12 protein-coding genes and 2 pseudogenes are annotated in these 18,415 nt (G+C 75.1%); 3 read left to right on the forward strand and 11 right to left on the reverse strand.

The annotated features are described in order from the left end of the window. Positions 1–89, forward strand: a pseudogene (locus ADK60_RS48375) (transglycosylase family protein); the annotation flags it as partial. Between the two features lie 246 nt (positions 90–335). After that, entirely contained in the window at positions 336–878 is a 543-nt protein-coding gene (locus tag ADK60_RS13170; protein ID WP_053645831.1) for a DUF6215 domain-containing protein, read from the forward strand. 40 nt (positions 879–918) lie between these two features. Here the strand turns inward: ADK60_RS13170 and ADK60_RS13175 are convergent, their stop codons facing one another. From ADK60_RS13175 to ADK60_RS44740, 6 genes are all read right to left on the reverse strand, one after another. Further along, a complete protein-coding gene (locus ADK60_RS13175) occupies positions 919–1,752 on the reverse strand; it encodes an S-methyl-5'-thioadenosine phosphorylase (protein WP_053645833.1) in 834 nt (277 codons plus the stop codon). 96 nt (positions 1,753–1,848) lie between these two features. Beyond that, positions 1,849–2,286, reverse strand: coding sequence for a hypothetical protein (locus ADK60_RS13180; protein ID WP_053645835.1), 438 nt, complete (start codon positions 2,284–2,286; stop codon positions 1,849–1,851). Positions 2,287–2,395: 109 nt separating this feature from the next. Further along, positions 2,396–2,980: a TetR family transcriptional regulator gene (locus ADK60_RS13185; protein WP_053645837.1), complete on the reverse strand. Its 585-nt coding sequence runs from the start codon at positions 2,978–2,980 to the stop codon at positions 2,396–2,398. Continuing rightward, positions 2,977–3,345: a DUF1304 domain-containing protein gene (locus ADK60_RS13190; protein WP_053645838.1), complete on the reverse strand. Its 369-nt coding sequence runs from the start codon at positions 3,343–3,345 to the stop codon at positions 2,977–2,979. Before ADK60_RS13190 ends, ADK60_RS13185 begins: the two co-directional genes overlap by 4 nt. Before the next feature lie 79 nt (positions 3,346–3,424). Next, positions 3,425–4,921: a hypothetical protein gene (locus ADK60_RS13195; protein WP_053645840.1), complete on the reverse strand. Its 1,497-nt coding sequence runs from the start codon at positions 4,919–4,921 to the stop codon at positions 3,425–3,427. A 131-nt stretch (positions 4,922–5,052) separates the two neighbouring features. Next, positions 5,053–6,153, reverse strand: coding sequence for a hypothetical protein (locus ADK60_RS44740; RefSeq protein ID WP_079008317.1), 1,101 nt, complete (start codon positions 6,151–6,153; stop codon positions 5,053–5,055). A 346-nt stretch (positions 6,154–6,499) separates the two neighbouring features. Between ADK60_RS44740 and ADK60_RS13205 the strand changes: the two genes are divergently transcribed. Then, a complete protein-coding gene (locus tag ADK60_RS13205; protein ID WP_107094594.1) occupies positions 6,500–9,685 on the forward strand; it encodes an AfsR/SARP family transcriptional regulator in 3,186 nt (1,061 codons plus the stop codon). Positions 9,686–9,778: 93 nt separating this feature from the next. Here ADK60_RS13205 and ADK60_RS13210 read toward each other — a convergent pair whose 3' ends face one another. The 5 genes and pseudogenes from ADK60_RS13210 to ADK60_RS46460 form a co-directional block, all read right to left on the reverse strand. Beyond that, the gene (locus tag ADK60_RS13210) at positions 9,779–10,006 is read right to left on the reverse strand and encodes a hypothetical protein (RefSeq protein WP_053645844.1); all 228 of its coding nucleotides are present in this window, start codon (positions 10,004–10,006) and stop codon (positions 9,779–9,781) included. Between the two features lie 213 nt (positions 10,007–10,219). Next, complete coding sequence (ddaH, locus tag ADK60_RS13215; protein ID WP_053645847.1) at positions 10,220–11,050, reverse strand: dimethylargininase; 831 nt, start codon at positions 11,048–11,050, stop codon at positions 10,220–10,222. A 78-nt stretch (positions 11,051–11,128) separates the two neighbouring features. Continuing rightward, positions 11,129–12,421, reverse strand: a complete 1,293-nt coding sequence (locus tag ADK60_RS13220; protein WP_079008318.1) for an MFS transporter — start codon at positions 12,419–12,421, stop codon at positions 11,129–11,131. Continuing rightward, positions 12,418–15,156 (reverse strand): amino acid adenylation domain-containing protein, encoded by a 2,739-nt coding sequence (locus tag ADK60_RS13225; protein ID WP_353651745.1) that lies wholly within the window; start codon positions 15,154–15,156, stop codon positions 12,418–12,420. The genes ADK60_RS13220 and ADK60_RS13225 overlap by 4 nt, the downstream gene beginning before the upstream one ends. A 100-nt stretch (positions 15,157–15,256) precedes the next feature. After that, positions 15,257–18,325, reverse strand: a pseudogene (locus ADK60_RS46460) (amino acid adenylation domain-containing protein); the annotation flags it as partial. Positions 18,326–18,415: the final 90 nt, after the last annotated feature.

Here is an 18,415-nt window from a genome sequence, read left to right on the forward strand (position 1 = left end):
CCCAGCAGATCACCATCGGCGAGAAGGTCCTCGCCGCCCAGGGCCCCGGCGCCTGGCCCGTCTGCTCCGTCAAGGCCGGCCTCACCAAGTAACACCCCCACCCCCACCCACGGGGACGCACCACAACAACGCCGCTGCACCCGACCACCCCCACCACAGGGCGGCCCGGTGACCAGCGGCGTCGTGCGTTCCCCCGAGGTCCGCGAGGAGACATCGTGCAGGGGCGGCACGGTACAGTCCGCGCGTGAATGATCATGATGTGCGCAGCAGACCCGAGACGCCTGACGTGCCCGACGAAATATCCCCGCGCGCGCGGGCGCAGGTCGTCCGGAGCGGTGGCCGCCGGGCGGCGACCCGCGTGGTGCTGCTGGTACTGCTGGTGGTACCCCGCGCTGTGCGCCGCACTGAACCGCCCCGACCTGCCGGACCTCGCCGGCATCCCCGGCGGGCACGTGTCCCTCGCCGGGTCCCACCTCGTCCTGCGGCTGGACGGCGACGGGAAGGAGCCGCCCGTCGCCACCGCGCAGGTGCAGATCGGAAGCGTCCAGGTGAGCGTGACCGATCACCCGGACCTGGCGCCCAAGGACTTCCTGATCTTCTCCGACCTGCCGCGCGCCCAGGCGCCGGTGCTGGGGCACCCCGTCACTGCCTACCGGATGCGCACCGTCGGCGGGGCCGGGGCGACCGGCACCCCGGGGCCCGGCGGCTACAGCCGCCACCTCGTCGTGGCCAAGGGTCCCGACAGGAGCGGCGGTTCGTTCGACCTGTCGTACTGGCGCCGGGACGCCACGACCGAGGACGACACGGCCCTGCGCCGGATCGCGGAGGCGGTTCTGCCGACCCTCCAGGGCTGGGCCGCGACGCCCCCGGGCACCTGACGGGACCCGCCGGGTGGGACACGCACCGGGTCAGTCCCCCCTACAGGCCGGGGAGGTTGGGCGTGAAACCGTCGAGAGCACGGGGGCAGGCGCAGGACCGGTCCTCGGGGAGGGCGGCCAGGGCGGCGAACAGGACGGTGCGGAGGCGGTCGACGTTGCGGCCGAAGACCTCCAGGACCTCGGCGTGGGTGACGCCCTCGCCGCTCCCGACGCCCGCGTCCAGGTCGGTGACCAGGTTCAGCGAGGTGTAGCAGAGGGCGAGTTCACGGGCGAGCACGGCCTCCGGGTGGCCGGTCATGCCGACCGTGGACCAGCCGTTGGCGGTGAACCAGCGGGACTCGGCGCGGGTGGAGAAGCGCGGGCCCTCGATCACCACCAGGGTGCCGCCGTCCACCGGCTCCCAGCCGGCGCCCCGGGACGCGGCCAGCACGGCGGCGCGGCCCGCCGGGCAGTACGGGTCCGCCATCGGCGCGTGCACCACGCCCGGCAGGGAGCCGCCGGGCAGCGGCTCGCCGTCGTAGAAGGTCTGCGCCCGGGCGGCGGTGCGGTCGACGAACTGGTCCGGGACGACGAGCGTGCCCGGCCCGTACTCCGGCCGCAACCCGCCCACCGCGCACGGGCCCAGCACCTGCCGCACCCCGAGCGAGTGCAGCGCCCACAGGTTGGCCCGGTAGTTGATCCGGTGCGGCGGAATCGCGTGCCCCCGCCCGTGCCGGGGCAGGAACGCCACCCGCCGGCCACCCACCTCACCGAGGAACACCGAGTCGCTGGGCGGCCCGTAGGGCGTGTCGACGGCCACCTCGACGACTTCGTCGAGCAGCGCGTACAGCCCCGAGCCGCCGATCACACCGATCTGTGCCTGATGGTCCGTCATGTCGCATGCCTTTCTCGGAGGATCGTCAGGGGGTCCCACCCATGCACAGGCACGGGCCGGGCGCTTCGGGCGGAGCCGGTCCGAACGGAGGCCCTACTACGGGTTCCGCCACGACGCGAGTTCGACGGCGCCCATGACCGTTCCGGCCGCGGTGTAGAGGACGAGCATGACGGCGTCGTCCGCCGTGCCGGCCCACGCCATGTAGGCGTTGACGACGGCGCGCGTTGTCGCGTCGTCGGCGTGCGGGAGGTCAGTGGCGATGTAGCTGTTGCGGTGGTCCCCCTGGGGCGCGGACCTGGCGACCCCGGTGACGTGGCCGACCGCCGCGCGCTGCTCCGACGTCCCGCGTTCATGCACGAACCGGATGAAGTCCGAGGCCCCGACCCCGGCCTCGGCACCGCTCACCGATGGCATCGCCGTCGGCACGAAGGCTGATTGACGGGTGGTCACGGCCTCGTCGGTGGGCCCGCAGGAGGTGAGAAGCAGGCCGCCGGCGATGGTTGCCGTGGCGAGCGTGGCCGTCGCGCGATTCAACGAGTCTCCCGGATGGGGTGGGGCGGCCCTCGCTCCGTCCATGGCGCGGGGCCCGGTTGCGGTCGTACCCGAAATGTAGTCGGCCCTGTCGCTCCGGTTGCCGCCGGGATCACAGCCCCGGGGTGCGGTGCATGGAGATCAGGAGGCGCCAGGTGCGGGCGGCGAGGTCGGCGGGGGTGGCTTCGACGGAGCCGTGGAGCCAGTCGGCGAGGAGGGCGGTGAAGGCGCCGGCCACCATGGAGGCGACCAGTTCGGGTTGCGGGGCGCCGGCGAGGGTGCGTTCGGTGCGGCTGCGTTCGCGGAGTTCGCGGTGGAGGACCTGGCCGAGGGGGCCGCCGCCGCCCGGGGTGAGCAGGGAGCGGTAGAGGTCGGCGTACGGGAGCAGGGCGGCGAGGAAGGCGGCCAGGGCGGGCGGCGGGGTGGCGGGGTCGGGGATGCCGCGCCAGGCGTGCAGGGCGTCGACGGCCTCGCGGACCACGTCGGCGCAGGCGTCGACGGCGAGGGCCTCCAGGTCGGCGTAGTGCACGTAGAAGGTGGCCCGGCCGACGCCGGCGCGGCGGACCACGGCGGCGACACCGATCGCGCTCAGCGGCTGCTCGGCGCACTCCTCCAGCAGGGCCTGCCGCAGCCGGGCCCTGGTGCGGGCGGCCCGGGGGTCCTCGGGGGCACTGGCGGGCGCGCGGTCCGGGCTCATCGGGCGAGCAGGACGGCGCCGAGGGCCAGCGCGCCGGGCAGGGCCTGGGCGAACAGGATCCGCCGGTTGGCGGTGGCGGCGCCGAACGCGCCGGCGACGACCACGCAGGACAGGAAGAAGACCTGGGCCTGGAACCCGGTCGTGGTCGAACCCCCGGCGATCAGTCCCCAGACCAGTCCGGCGGCGAGGAAGCCGTTGTAGAGGCCCTGGTTGGCGGCCAGCGGGGCGGTGGTCCGGGCGAGGCCGGCGTCGAAGCCGGACAGCTCCCGGCCGGGCCGCCGCTGCCACAGGAACATCTCCAGGACCAGGAAGTACAGGTGCAGGGCGGCCACCAGGACCACCAGGACGTTCGCGGCCGTACGCACGGTCGGCCTCCTACTCTCATGGACAGGTGTCCAGAATACATGGACACCTGTCCATGAGAGCCGGACGGTCCCACGCGACCTAGTAGTCGGGGTCCTCGTCCTCCCACCGCTCCTGCCGCGCGTCGTACTGGCGCTGGTAGTCCGTCTCGGTCTCGTCCAGCTCCTCGTGCTCCGCGAAGAACTCCCCTCCGAGCACGTTCTCCCCGCTGCTCCGGTGCCACTCGGCGAGGATCTGCCGGGGCAGCGCCGCCACGTTCCCGTTGCGGAGGCCGGGCACGATCGTGAGCTGGTACGCCTCGCTGGTGGTGGAGGGCGAACGGTAGGTGAAGGTGAAGTACTTGTGCTCGGTGGCGGCCACGTTCTCGATCAGCCCCTGGTACGCCTGCACCAGACCGGGATTCGCGAAGTTGCAGAGGATGACGGTGGTGCCCTGGCGGAGCAGCTTCCGCGCGGCGTCGACGATCGCCTGCTGGAGGTCCTCACCGTCGTCACCCGTCCCGTAGGTGTTGGCGGTCCGGGAGCCCGCCTTCGCCGGCCTCGGGTGGTTCGGCCGCACCAGCTGGTTGTTGAACGCGGGGAACGGACAGTCCATCAGCACGACGTCCAGCCGGTCGGCCTTGTCGCAGGTGTCGCGGAAGTCGCGGCACGCGAAGTCGAACCGGATCCGCGACAGCGTGGCGACGACGGCTGCGAGGCAGGCCGCCTCCTGCTGACGCAGCCGGGCCAGCGCGGAGCCGGTCCGGGCATTGCAGGTGGCCGTGATCCCGCCGGCGGCGTTCAGCTTCGTGCCGCGCACACTGCGGTTGACCAGCCAGATGTACTTGAAGCAGGTCATAACGGCCTGGTTCGGCCGGTCGGTGAGTGCCTCGACGGCAGCGCGGCCGTTCGCCAGTTCCGCCACCGCCCACTCGTGGTTCGCGACCAGGTTCCCGTCCCAGGCTTCCGCCAGCCTCAGGTACTGGGTGACGAAGTCGGCACCGAACCGGCACATCGCCCAGTACGCGCCGATGACGTAGTGGTTGAGGTCGCCCGCGACGACCGAACCGAACAGCGGCATCCCCCCGCTGAAGGCCGGGCCCCAGCGCGTGGAGTTCAGGAAGACCTGGCCGGAACCGACGAACGGCTCGATCAGCCTCGGCAGCTTGCCGCCGTTGTCGACGAACTTGGCCTGGGCGACCCGGGCGAGCACCAGTTGGGTGAAGTGCGTGCGGTTGTGCTTGTTCCCGGTGTACGGATTGAGCCAGGCGAACTGGTCGGCGTTCGGCAGCAGGAGGTTGGTGAAGGCGCCGATGTACGAGGTGTGGTTCTGGACGAACTGCTGGTAGGCCCCACCCGCCAGCCCGGCGAAGTAGTTGAACTCCGCCGGCACACTCCGGGTGCCGCTCCTGACCGGCTGGTAGGCCGGCACCGGGAGGTTGCGCGGTGTCGACCGGAAGTCGGCGCCGACGGTGAAGCCCCGCTCCGGTCGGCCGTAGCGCATGCAGCCGGTCCTGCAGACGTCGCACTGTCGGCCGTCCTGGTTCAGCGCGCCGAAATAGCCCTGCTCGAACCCGCAGTGATCGCAGTAGATGTGCACGAACTCCCCCTCGGACGGCCCCGTTGTCCCAGTGCCACGACAGTAGGGCGCGCACACGTCCCTCCGGAAGCGGAACGGCGGGTCTCTCGACGGGTCGTGGACGGTGGACGGGCTCCGGGGAGGACACACCGTCAGCAGTGGGTGTCCCAGCGGTGCAGGGCGTCCAGCGCGGTGCTGCGGTCGGCGAGGGTGGGGGACGCGTCGGGGGCGCCGAGCAGGTAGTCGGCGACCGGGGTGAGCAGCAGGGCGCCGCCGTCGTGGGAGTCGCCGGCGCCGAGCAGCCGGGCCTCGTCCCAGGTGTGGCGGATGACCGTGCGGCGCAGCAGGGTGCCGTGCCGGACGGGCAGTCGGGGGGTGGTGGCGGCCTCGGCACGGCGGCGGCGCTCGGGGGCGAGTTCGGGGGTGAGGGCGGTGCGGACGGCGGCCAGGGTGCCGAGCGGCAGCAGCGGGGCGGCGAGGTCGAGCAGGGCGGCGGCCTCGGGGGCGAGGCGGTAGGCGGCCAGCACGGCGGCGGTCTCGGCGGGTTCGAAGGGCTGGTCGGTGAGACAGGAGAGGTCGAGCAGGGTGAGCGGGTCGGGGGGACCGGAAGCGGCACCGGCAGCACCAGTGGCACCGGCAGCACCGGCGGCCCCGGCGCCGCCCTTCCGGCCGAGTTGGGCCTCGGCGAGGGCGATCAGGCATTCGACGTGGTCGTCCGCGACCAGGTAGGGGCGGACCGGCACGGTGGCGCAGTCGCCGGGCAGGGCGGCGGTGGCGAGCCGGACCCGGTACCAGGGGTCGAGCAGCGGGTCCTCGGCGGGCCAGCGGACGGTGACGGCGGTGTGGTGCGGGCGGTCGCCGAGCAGGGTGATGTCGATGGTCTCCACCGGGTGGTCGGTGACCAGCCGGACGACGGCCTGCCAGAGCGCGGCCTCGCCGGGGGCGACCAGGTCGAGCGCGGCCTGGGGCCGGAACAGGTCGGCGGGGTAGTAGCCGGCCAGCGGGAGGCCGTGGATGGCGCGGACGCCGGTGGACCGGGCCAGGTCGAGGGCGAGGCCGGCGTAGCGGTCGGCGCGGGCGCGGGCGCGGCGCAGTTCGGCGCGGGCGGGTTCGCCCATCCGGACGTCCTCGCGGGCCAGGGCGGAGAGTACGAGGTGGGGCAGGTGACGGCTGCTGCGGGCACGGTGGAGCAGTTCGGCCGGCCCGTCGGCCGGGTCGACGTCGAGCAGGTGGTACAGCAGAGCGGTGTTCACGGACGTCCGCCTCCGAAGGTATGGTCATGGCGCCCCACGCCGCCGACGGCCGAGGGCGGGGGCGATCACGACCGGGCACAGGGGGTACCCGGTCGCGGGAGGTGAAGGAGGGGCGCGGACCGGACCGTCTCCGGAGGGCCCCGGCAGGGTGATTCTTGCCGGTGGGGGTCAACGCCCGGTCACCACAGGCTCAACGGAGCCTCGATACCGGGCCTGACCTTGTGGCCAAGAACATCAGAGGTCTACAACTCGCATATCATCTGACATGTGCACGAACGGGGCGGGCACTGTCCTTGGGGCAGCAGGGGGCAGTATGAGCGATCTCCGTTTTTCCGTACTGGGTCTGATGCGGGCTCACCGCGGCGCGACGGCGCTCAAGGTGGGCAGCCCACAGCAGCAGGCCATGCTGGCCGTACTGCTACTGAGGCCCGGCCACTCGGCCAGCGCCACGGACCTGATCGCGGCGCTGTGGGGAGAGGAGCCGCCGGGGGCGGCGATGACCACCGTGCGGACGTACGCGTGGCGGTGGCGGAAGGTGCTGGACGCCGTGGCGGCCGGGGAGGAGAACCCCGGCGGAAAGACCGGTGAGAAGACCGGCGAGAAGGCCGCGGGCAGCGTCCTGATGTCGATGGGGGACGGCTACCGGCTCGTCCTGCCCAAACTCGCGGTCGACGCGGAGCAGGCGGAGGCACTGGCCGCCGAGGCGGAGCGCACCGCCCGGGCCGATCCCCTGCGCGCCCGCGACCTGCTCAACCAGGCGCTGGAGCTCTGGCAGGGCGAGCCGCTGGCCGGGATCCCCGGGCCGTTCGCGGAGCGGCACCGACAGCGCCTGGAGGAACTGCGGCTGACCCTGCTGGAGGAGCGGATCGGCCTGGACCTCACGCTCGGCCGCTACTCGCGCTGCATCCCGGAGCTGACCGCGCTCACCACCGAGCACCCGCTGCACGAGCGGGCCTACGGGCTGCTGATGCGGGCGCTCTACCAGGCCGGGCGGCAGGCGGACGCGCTGGCGGTGTTCCGCGGCGTCCGGCAGCTGTTCCTCACCGAACTGGGGGTCGGGCCGGGGGCCGAGCTGGAGCAGCTGCACCGGCGGATCCTGGAGGGCGACGCGACGCTGGCCGCACCGCAGCCGCCGGGCGCCCCCGCCGGTGGGCCGCCCCCCGCTCCGGCCGGGCCGTCCGGCGCCGGGCCGGGCAGCCCCCGCACCGGACGGGCGGACGCCGACGCGGAGGCGGCGGGCCGGACCGGCGCGGCCGAGGAGCCCGGCGACGGAGCGGAGGCGGCCGGGCGCGGTGCCCGTCCGGCGGGCGCCCCGCCGCGGCCCGCCCAGCTGCCGCCGGACGCCGCCGACTTCACCGGGCGGACGGCGCCGGTCCGGGTGCTGCACTCGGCCCTGGCCGCCGCCGCGCCGGACCCGGAGGGCGGGGCCCCCGGGCAGCCGCAGGCGCTGGTGGTCGCGACCGTGGTCGGCATGGGCGGGGTCGGCAAGACCGCGCTGGCGCTGCACGTGGCGCACCGGGTCAGGGACGGCTACCCGGACGGCCAGCTGTACGTGGACCTGCGCGGCTCCGACCCCGTCCCGGCCGATCCGGAGGCGGTGCTGAGCGGCTTCCTGGTGGCGCTCGGGGTCCCGGCGGACGCGGTGCCGGACGGGCTGGACGCCCGCTCGGCGCTGTTCCGCTCGGTGGTGGACGGCCGGCGGCTGCTGCTCCTCCTGGACAACGCCAAGGACGCGGCGCAGATCCGGCCGCTGCTGCCCGGGGCGGAAGGCTGCGCGGTGCTGACCACCGGCCGCACCCGCCCGGCCGGGCTGCCGGCGACGGTCCAGGTCGATCTGGACGTGTTCCAACCGGAGGAGGCGCTCGACCTGCTCGGGCGCACCATCGGCGCGGAGCGGCTGGCGGCCGAACCGGCGGCCGCCCGCGAACTGGTGGTGGCCTGCGGGCACCTGCCGCTGGCGGTGCGGATCGTGGCCGCCCGGCTGGCCGCCCGGCCGGGCTGGACGGTGGAGACGCTCAGCCGCCGCCTCCAGGTGGAGCGGCGGCGGATCGACGAGCTGCGGATCGGGGACCTCGCGGTCGCGGCGGCCTTCGAACTGAGCTACCGCCAGCTGACCGCCGACCAGGCCCGGGCGTTCCGGCTGGTCGCCTCGGTGGACGGCCCCGACATCGGCCTGTCGGCCGCCGCCGCGCTGCTGGACCTCGACGAGTACGACGCCGAGGACCTGCTGGAGGCGCTGGTGGACGTGGCGATGGTGGAATCGCCGTTCCCCGGCCGGTACCGGTACCACGACCTGCTCCGCGCGTTCGCCCGGCGACGACCGGGTGGCGAGAGCGGCATCAGCGGTGTCAGCGGCGTCAGCGGCGGGGACAACGGGGCCGAGCAGGACGGCGGGGAGGCCGTCGCCGCCCGGGACCGGCTGCTGGACCACCTGCTGGCCACCGCGTGCAGCGCGTTCCAGCACGCCGTGCCGGGCGATCCGGCCGCAGGCGCGCTCGGCCCGGCCCACTCCCCCGGCGTCCCGCTGTCCGGCCGGGACGCGGCCCGCGAGTGGGCGACGGCCGAGCGGGCGGGCGCGGTCGCGCTGGCGGCCCAGGTCGCCGCCGACCCGGCGGCCGGGCTCGGCGCGGCACTGCGCGCGGCGACCGATCTGCTGATCGCGCTCACCCCGTTCGTGCTCACCCCGCCGAGCCGTCAGCTCGCGTCGACCGCCGACGCGCTGGCCGAGGCCGCCGCCCGGCACGGCGACGTCCGGGCGGAGGGGCGGGCGCACTTCCTGCGCGGCAACGTCGCACTGGCCGCCACCCGGCTGGACGCGGCCGAGGCGGCGTCGCGGCGGGCGGTGGAGGCCGCGCGAGCGGCCGGGGACACGGTGATCCTGCGGCAGGCGCTGAACGACCTCGGGCTGATCTGCCAGTTCCTGAGCCGCTACGACGAGGCGGTGGACCACTACGACGAGGCGCTGCTGCTGGCCAACCGGCTCGGACACCGCTCCGGCGCGCTGGTGACGACGGTGAACGCGGCGCTGGCGCGGGTGCGCAGCGGCCGGGCCGACGAGGCGGTGACGATCTGCCACGAGGCGCTGGCCGAGCTGCGGACCCGGCAGGACGACCCGGGCCGGGCGTACACGCTGTACGTGCTGGGGCTGGCGCACCACGCGCTGGGGCGGCACGAGGAGGCGGTGACCTGGTTCGGCGAGTGCCTGGCGGTCTCGGTGGCCGCCGGTCTGCGGGACCGCGCCGCGCACGCGCGCTACCGGCTGGCGGACAGTCTGCGCGAGCTGGGCCGGGCGGACGAGGCGCTGGACCACGCGGAGCAGGCGCTGCGGCTCTGCGAGGAGCTGGGGGCGGAGCGGGACCAGGCGCAGGCGCTGGTGGTACTCGGCTGTGCGCTGGCGGACCTCGGGCGCGGGACCGAGGCGGGGGCGCGGCTGCGGGAGGCCCATGCGATCTTCCGTCGGCTGGGGCTGCCGGAGGCCGCCGAGGTGGCGGGGCTGCTCGCGGAGCCGGCGTTCGCGCTGGTGGACCCCTGATCGGGGCGGTGTGACGGGGCGGCAGAAACGGTTCTGCTCGGGGTTCTTCGGCGGATCCCGGTGGTTCAGCGGATCCTGACGGTCGGGCCGGACTCAGGAGCCGGTGCTGTTCCAGTCCCCGTGACCGTTGCCGTCGGTCGGCGTGGCGGTCGGGGTCGGGGTCGGGGTGGCGGTCGGCGCGGTGGTCCCGCCCTGGGCGGGGCCGGCCGCGCCGTCCGCCGTCGCGGTGCCGGCCAGGCCGAGGGCGAGCAGGGTGCCGAGGCCGAGGCCCGCGACGGCCAGACGGATCCGGGCGGTGCCGTTCGTCGAGTTCTTCGCCATGACTGCTCCCTGGGTCGACTTCCCTGCTGGGAAGGAGTGTTCCGGGCTCTCCCGGGGGGCTCCCCGGGCTGACGTGATCAGCATGGCAAGGGGCGTTCAACGGCAGATCGACGCACGAGCACCGTGCGTCGATCACCGTCGTTGATCGGGGCGTTGATCGAGGTGTTGATCGGGGCCTTGAATCACCGGCGACCTGCGAGTTCCCGGCCGCCGTCAGGCCGCCTCGCGGATCTCCAGGGTGCAGCACTTCACGCTGCCGCCGCCCTTGAGCAGCTCCGAGAGGTCCACCCCGATCGGCCGGTAGCCGTGCTCGCGCAGCCGGGCCGCCACCCCGGTGGCCGGCTCCGGCAGCACCACGTTCAGCCCGTCGCTGGCGACGTTGAGGCCGAACGCCGCCGCGTCCTCCTCCGCCACCAGCACCGCGTCCGGGAACAGCCGGGCCAGCACCGCCCGGCTGCCGGCCGAGAAGGCCCCCGGGTAGTACATGATCCGGTCGCCGTCGAGCACGCTGAGCGCGGTGTCCAGGTGGTAGAAGCGCGGGTCGACCAGGTCCAGGCCGACCACCGGGCGGCCGAGGAACTCCTGCGCCTCGGCGTGCCCGGCGGAGACGCTGCGGAAGCCCCGGCCGGCCAGCAGGTAACGGTCCGTCAGCAGAAGGTCGCCCTCGCCCTCGTTGACGTGCGCCGGGTCGTGGGTGGCGAACCCGTGATCCCGGAACCAGTCCAGGTACGCCGGGCCCTCGGCGGCGCGCTCGGTGTTGCGGAACCGGGCGCCGAGCACCCGCCCGTCCACCACGGTGGCACCGTTCGCCGCGTACACCATGTCCGGCAGGCCCGGGATCGGGTCGATCAGGTCGACCCGGTGGCCGAGTTCGAGGTAGAGCTCGTACAGCCGCTCCCACTGGGCGACGGCGAGGGCGGTGTCGACCGGCTTGGCCGGGTCCATCCAGGGGTTGATGGCGTAGCTGACGTCGAAGTGGGTCGGACGGCACATCAGGTAGCGGCGCGGGCGGGCGGTGCGGGTCGCGGCGGGCTTGGCGGGCATGGCGGGACTCCGAGGGGTGAGGGCGGCAGGCGGACGGGGAGCGGGCGGGCGGACAGGGGAGGCGCGGCAGACGAAGTGTCAGGCGGCGCGGCGCTCGGGGAAGTTCCGCATCCCTCGCAGCGGACTGGCCAGCAGGACGGCGCCGGCCGAGAGCAGCACCCCCGCCATGATCCAGATGGTGGTGCGGGCACCGAGCACCTCGCCCAGCCAGCCGCCGAGCAGGGCCCCGACCGGGATGGCGCTGAAGTTGACGGTCGAGGCGCTGGCCCGGATCCGGCCGATCATCGCGGGCGGGCAGTAGGCCTGGTAGAAGCTGCCGGCCAGGACGTTCCCGGCGATCACCCCACAGACCGCGACCGACCAGGCGACCGCGCTCACCGCGAGCGGCAGCCGGGTACCGGCCAGCGGCAGCAGCAGGATGAAGGGCGCGGCGACCAGTTCGCAGAGCAGCAGCCCGCGGGCGGTGCCGAAGCGGCGGGCGATCCGCCCGGCCAGGGCGGCGCCGGCCAGGCCGCCGACCGACACCACCGCGAAGACCGCGCCGATGCCGCCGGGCGAGACCCCGACGCTGCGGACCAGGAAGACGGTCTGCACGGCCTGGATGCCGTTGAGGCCGAGGTTGCCGACCGCCGCGAACGAGGCCAGGGTGCGCAGGTACGGGTCGTGGACCAGGAAGCGCACGCCCTCGCCGATCTCGCGGCGGAGGCCGCGCCGGGCGGACCTCGGCGGCGGCGTCTCCTGCACCTTGATGCCGCCCAGGCAGAGCGCCGACACCAGATAGGTGACCGCGTCGGCGAGCAGGCCGCTGGCCGCGCCGAACACCTGGGAGAGCAGGCCGGCCAGGCCGGGGCCGGCGATCTCCGCCGCGGAGTCCCCGGAGCGCAGCTTGACGTTGGCCTCCAGCAGGTCGTCCTTGGCGACCAGGGTGGGCAGCACGGCGCCGTACGCGGTGGAGAAGAACACCTTCACCGCGCCGGCCAGCAGCGCCACCACGATCAGCTGCGCCATCGTCAGCGCGTCGAACCAGCCGGCCACCGGCACACTGCCGAACAGCACCAGCAGCAGCAGGTCGCAGATCAGCATCACCTTCAGCCGGGGCCAGCGGTCCACCCAGGCGCCGGCCAGCAGGCCGAGGAACAGCCACGGGACCCACGCGGAGGCGGTCAGCACGCCGACCATGAACGGCGAGGCGTCCAGGGTCACCACCGCCACCAGGGCGAGGGCGACATTGCCGACGGCGGTGCCCAGGCCGCTGGTCGTCTCACCGATCCAGAGCTTGCGGAAGTTGCCCTGGGCCCAGAGGCCCCAGCGGCTGCGGCGGGGTCCCTCGTCCACTGCGGGCGGTTCGACCGGGACGGTACTGGTGGTCATCGCGGGTCACTCTCCAGCGTGTCGGCCAGCACGGCGGCGATCCGTGCGAGGGGCTCGGGTTGCGTCAGGGCGCCGTGCGCGCAGTTGATCCGGTGGGCGCTGACCGGGCCGCCGACGTACGGCGCCCAGGCCGCCTCGTAGGGCCAGTCGGCGGGCTTGTCGGCGGTGGCGCCGACGAACACGGCCGCCCCCCGGTAGTGGCCGGGCACGTGCTCGGCCATCAGCTTGCGGTGGTGCTCGAAGACGTCCGGCAGCAGTGCCGCAGCCTCGCCCAGCAGGGCGGTCAGTTCGGCCTGCCCGCGGCCGTCGGCCGGGTCGTGGCCGAGCGAGGCGAGCAGTTCGGCGAGGGTCTCCACCGGGTCGTCGGAGGCCGGCGGCTCCTCGGTGGCCGGGCCGGCCGGGAGGCCGTCGAGGAGCGCGAGCAGGCCCACCTCCTGGCCGGCCGCCCGGAGCTGGACGGCCATCTCCTGGGCGACCACGGCGCCGAAGGACCAGCCGAGCAGGTGGTAGGGGCCCTGCGGGCGGACGGCGCGGATCTCCCGCACGTAGTCCGCGGCGATCCCGGTCACGGAGTCCGGGGAGCCGCCGCGCAGGCCCCGGGCCTGGAGGCCGAGCACCGGCCGGTCCGGGTCGAGGTGGCGCAGCAGGCCGGAGTAGACCCAGCTGATGCCGGCGGCGGGGTGGACGCAGAACAGCGGGGCCTTGCCGCCGCCGGTCCGCAGCGGGAGCAGGACGTCCAGGGCGTCGGACCCGTCCGGGCCGTCGGACCCGCGGTCGGCCGCGGCCTCCAGCCGGCGGGCCAGGCCGGCCGGCGTCGGGGCCCCGAACAGGGCCCGCATGCCGAGGTCGGCGCGCTCGCCCAGCTCGTCCGCGAGGGCGGCGCGGATCCGGCCGAGCAGCTTCATCGCCAGCAGCGAGTGGCCGCCGAGGTCGAAGAAGCCGTCGTCGATCGAGACCCGCTCCACCCCGAGCACCTCGGCGAAGAGGCCGCAGAGCAGTTCCTCGCGCGGGGTGCGCGGCGCGCGGCCGCCCGCGAACAGGGCGAAGTCGGGGGCGGGCAGGGCCCGCCGGTCGACCTTGCCGCTGGCGGTCAGCGGGAGGGCGTCCAGCAGGACGACCGCCGCCGGGACCATGTAGCCGGGCAGTGACTCGGCCGCGAAGGCCCGCAGTTCGGCCGGGTCCAGCGGTCCGGCGTCCAGCTGCCCGGAGCCGCGGTCCGTCCCGTTGTCGGGGACGACGTGGGCGACCAGGCGGGGGCCGGTGGCGTCGTCCTCGCGGGCGGTCACGGTGGCGGCCAGCACCCGGGGGTGGCGGGTCAGCACGTGCTCGATCTCGCCGAGTTCGATCCGGAAGCCGCGGATCTTGACCTGGTCGTCGGTGCGGCCGAGGTAGTCGATCCCGCCGTCCCTGGTGCGCCGCACCAGGTCGCCCGTCCGGTACATCCGGGTACCGGGCGTGAACGGGTCGGCGACGAAGCGTTCGGCGGTCAGCGCCGAGCGGCCGAGGTAGCCCCGGGCCAGGCCGGCCCCGGCGAGGTACAGCTCGCCGGGCACGCCGACCGGGACCGGCGCCAGGTGCTCGTCCAGGACCAGGGCCCGGGTGCCGAGCACGGGGTGGCCCAGCGAGGGGCGCTCGGAGCCTTCGAAGGACTGGACCAGGGCGTCGACGGTGGACTCGGTCGGGCCGTAGAGGTTGTGGGCGGTGGTGTGCGGGGCCTCGCGCAGCCTGGTCCAGAGGGACTGGCCGACGGCCTCACCGCCGAGCAGCACCATGGTCGGGGCCGGGCCCTGCGGTGCGGCGGCGTCGAGCAGGCCCTCGTCGAGGAGTTGTTCGGCGTAGGAGGGGGTGACCTCCAGGACGTCGATCCGCTCGGTCCGCAGGTGCCGGACGAGCGCGGCGGCGTCGCGGCGGACCTCGTCGCCGACCAGGTGCAGTTCGTGGCCGGCGACCAGCCAGAGCAGGCCGTCCCAGGAGGCGTCGAAGCAGAGCGAGGCGGTCAGGGCGACCCGGCGGCGACCGCCGGCCCGTTCGCCCGCGCCGATCGGGCCGGTGGGCGCGCGGTGCGAGGCGAGCAGGGCGGCGATCGAGCCGTGGCCGACCACCACGCCCTTGGGGCGGCCGGTGGAGCCGGAGGTGTAGACGACGTAGGCGGCGTCCGCCCGGTCCGGCGCGGTGGCCGGGACGGCGGCGGCCGGGGCCGGGGCGGCCTCCGGTCGGGGGCCGCGCACCGGGAGGACGGGCAGGCCCGCCAGGACTTCCGGCAGCGGCCAGCCCTCGTCGGTGAGGACGAGCCCGGGCGCGGCGTCGGCGAGCATCGCCGCCGTCCGGTCGGCCGGGTACTCGGCGTCCAGCGGGAGCGAGGCCGCGCCGGAGCGCAGGACGGCCAGCAGGGCGACCACGGTCTCCGCCGAGCGGGGCAGGGCGAGGGCGACCACGGTGCCGCGACCGGCCCCGGCCATCCGCAGCCGCTCGGCCAGCAGCGCGGCGCGGGCGTCCAGTTCGGCGAAGCTCAGCCGAAGCTCGCCGCAGACCAGCGCGGTGGCGTCCGGGGTGGCGGCCGCCTGGGCGGCGAACGCGGCGGGCAGCAGCGGGACTTCGGCGGGCAGCGCGGCGGCGGGGGCGAGCAGGGCGGCGCGCTCGGCGCCGTCCAGCAGCTCCACCCGGCCGATCGGCGCCGCCGGGTCCGCCACCACGGCGGCCAGCAGCCGCCCGAAGCGGGCCGCGATCGCCTCCACCGTCTCCCGGTCGAACAGGTCGGTGGCGTAGTCGATCGCGCTCGCCCATGCCGACGGACAGGTCGAACTTGGCGGCGTAGCCTCCGACCGGTTCGACGGTGGCGGCCAGCCCGGCCAGGTCGAGCGGCGCGTCCCCGGTCCCGGCGGCGCCCGGCGTGCCGCCCTGGAGCAGCAGCATCACCTGGAACAGCGGGTGGCGGGCCAGTGAGCGGGCCGGGTTGAGCTCCTCGACCAGCCGCTCGAACGGCACGTCCTGGTGGGCGTGCGCGTCGAGCTGGGCCTCCCGGACCCGCGCCAGCAGATCGGTGAAGGCCGGGTCGCCGGACGTGTCGGTGCGCAGCACCAGGGTGTTGACGAAGAAGCCGACCAGGTCGTCCAGCGCCTCGTCCGAACGCCCGGCCACCACCGAGCCGATCGGCACATCGGTGCCGGCACCGAGCCGGGTGAGCAGCGCGGCGAGCCCCGCCTGCAGGGTCATGAACATCGTCACCCGGTGCTCGCGGGCGACCGCGGTGAGCGCGCGGTGCAGGTCGGCGCCGAGCGGGAGGACGACGCGGTCGCCGCGGTGGCCGGTGTCGGTCCGCCGGGGGCGGTCGACGGGCAGTGTCAGTTCCTCCGGCAGTCCGGCCAGCGCCTCGCGCCAGTAGGCGAGTTGACGGGCGGCCGGGCTCTCCGGGTCGGCCTCGTCGCCGAGCAGTTCGCGCTGCCAGAGCGCGTAGTCGGCGTACTGGACGGGCAGCGGACGCAAGTCGGGCGCGGTCCCGTCGCGGCGGGCGGCGTAGGCGGCGGCGAGGTCGCGCAGCAGCGGGTCCATCGACCAGCCGTCGCCGGCGATGTGGTGCAGGACGAGGACCAGCAGGTGCTCGTCCGTCCCGGGCCCGGCAGGCATGAGGTGGGCACGGATCGGCAGGTCTGCGGCGAGGTCGAAGGGGATCTCCGCGCAGGCGGCGACGGCCGCCGCCGGGTCGGACGGTGCCGCGGTGCGGTGGTCGAGCGGGACCCGGGCCTCGTCGGCCGGGACGATCCGCTGGTACGGCTCGCCCTCGTGGTCGGCGATCACGGTGCGCAGGCTCTCGTGCCGGGCGACCAGATCGCCGAGCGCGGCGGCGAGGGTGGCCGGGTCCAACGGGCTGCCGACGCGCAGGGCGAGCGGCAGGTTGTAGAGGGCACTCGGGCCCTCCATCCGGTCGATCAGCCACAGCCTCCGCTGGGCGAAGGAGAGCGGCAGCCGCTCGGGGCGCGCCCCGGCGGTCAGCGCGGGCCGGGCGTCGGCGCCGTCGTCCAGCCGCTGGACGAGGCCGGCCACGGTCGGGGCCTCGAACACGTCCCGGATGCCGAGTTCGGCGCCGAGCACCGAGCGCACCCGGCCGGCCAGCTTCATGGCGAGCAGGGAGTGGCCGCCGAGAGCGAAGAAGTCGTCGTCGACGGAGACCCGGTCGAGGCCGAGGACGTCACCGAAGAGGCCGCAGAGCAGTTCCTCACGCGCGGTCCGGGCCGCGCGGCCACCGGCGAACAGGGCGAAGTCGGGGGCGGGCAGGGCCCGCCGGTCGACCTTCCCGCTGCCGGTCAGCGGCAGCGCGGCGAGCGGGACGACGGCGGCCGGCACCATGTGGCCCGGAAGCGTCTCGGCCGCGAATCGGCGCAGTTCCAGCGCGAGTTCGGGGCTCGCCCCGGTGGGAGTGGCGCAGTGCGCGACCAGGCGCCGGTCACCGTCGGCGCCCTCGTGCAGGGTGACCACGGCCTGCCGGACGGCCGCGTGGCGGACCAGGACCTGCTCGATCTCGCCGAGCTCGATCCGGAAGCCGCGCACCTTGACCTGGTGGTCGGTGCGGCCGAGGTAGTCGATGCCGCCGTCGCGGGTGCGCCGGACCAGGTCGCCGGTGCGGTACATCCGCTCACCGGCCCGGAAGGGGTCGGCGACGAACCGTTCCGCGGTGAGCGCGGCACGGCCGAGGTAGCCGCGGGCCAGGCTGTCACCGCCGAGGTACAGCTCCCCGGGCACGCCCACGGGGACGGGGCTCAGGTGCTCGTCGAGGACGTGGGCGTGGGTGCCGAGCACGGTGTGCCCCAGGGAGGGACGCTCGGAGTCCGCGTAGGACTGGAGCAGGGTGTCGACGGTGGCCTCGGTGGGACCGTAGAGGTTGTGACCGGTGGTGTGCGGCGCCTCGCGCAGCCGGGTCCACAGGGCCTGGCCGATCGCCTCGCCGCCCAGCAGGACCACCCGGGGCGCCGTGCCCTCGCGGGCGGCGCCGTCCAGCAGACCTTCGGCGAGGAGCTGCTCGGCATAGGTCGGGGTGAGGTTGAGGGCGTCGATGCCGGTGGTTCGGATGTGCCGGACAAGGGCGGTCGGGTCACGGCGCAGGTCGTCGCCGATGAGGTGGAGCTCGTGGCCGGCGACCATCCAGAGCAGGCTGTTCCAGGAGGCGTCGAAGCAGAGCGAAGCGGTCAGCGCGGCGCGCAGCCGGCCGTGGACGCGCTCGGGCTCGCCGAAGGTCTCGGCCCGGTGGGCGGCCAGCAGGCCGGCGATCGACCCGTGACTCACCACCACGCCCTTCGGGCGGCCGGTCGAGCCGGAGGTGTAGATCACGTAGGCGGCGTGGGCCGGGTCGACGCGCAGGGGCGGGCCCTCGGCGGGCCGGTCCTCCCACGCCGCGGCGTCGGCGGGCAGGACGGTCAGCCCGTCCAGGGCCTCGGGCAGCGGCCAGTCGGTCGTGCTGAGCACAGCGGCCGGACGGGCGTCGGCCAGCATGTGCGCGGTCCGCTCCAGCGGGTACTCGGCGTCCAGTGGCAGGAACGCGGCCCCCGCCTTGAGCACCGCGAGCTGGGAGACCACGGTCTCCACCGAGCGGGGCAGGGCCAGCGCGACCACGTCCTCGGGCCCGATGCCGGCGGCGACCAGACCGTGCGCCAGGCGGTTCGCACGGGTGTCCAGTTCGGCGTAGCTGAGCCTGGTGGGACCGTGGACCAGGGCGGTGGCGTCGGGATCGGCTGCCACCCGCGCGGCGAAGGCGGCCGGGACGAGCGGCAGCCCGGCAGGCAGCGGACGGTGTCCGCCGAGGAGTCCGGCCCGCTCGCGCTCGTCCAGCAGCTCGACGCGGCCGATCGGCCGCTCCGGGTCCGCCACCACGGCGGCCAGCAGCCGCCCGAAGCGGGCCGCGATCGCCTCCACCGTCTCCCGGTCGAACAGGTCGGTGGCGTAGTCGATCGCGCGTCCAGACCGGCGGGCGCACCGTCCGGGCCGAAGAACTCCTCCAGGGTG

This window comes from Streptomyces sp. XY431, from assembly GCF_001279805.1.
GTDB lineage: Bacteria > Actinomycetota > Actinomycetes > Streptomycetales > Streptomycetaceae > Kitasatospora > Kitasatospora purpeofusca.

Excerpts from the sequence above, each read along its gene's own strand:
- ADK60_RS13185 (WP_053645837.1), bottom strand. The coding sequence starts at position 2,980 with ATGAGCCCGGACCGCGCGCCCGCCAGTGCCCCCGAGGACCCCCGGGCC.
- ADK60_RS13210 (WP_053645844.1), bottom strand. The coding sequence starts at position 10,006 with ATGGCGAAGAACTCGACGAACGGCACCGCCCGGATCCGTCTGGCCGTC.
- ADK60_RS13220 (WP_079008318.1), bottom strand. The coding sequence starts at position 12,421 with ATGACCACCAGTACCGTCCCGGTCGAACCGCCCGCAGTGGACGAGGGA.
- ADK60_RS13205 (WP_107094594.1), top strand. The coding sequence starts at position 6,500 with ATGCGGGCTCACCGCGGCGCGACGGCGCTCAAGGTGGGCAGCCCACAG.
- ddaH (WP_053645847.1), bottom strand. The coding sequence starts at position 11,050 with ATGCCCGCCAAGCCCGCCGCGACCCGCACCGCCCGCCCGCGCCGCTAC.
- ADK60_RS13175 (WP_053645833.1), bottom strand. The coding sequence starts at position 1,752 with ATGACGGACCATCAGGCACAGATCGGTGTGATCGGCGGCTCGGGGCTG.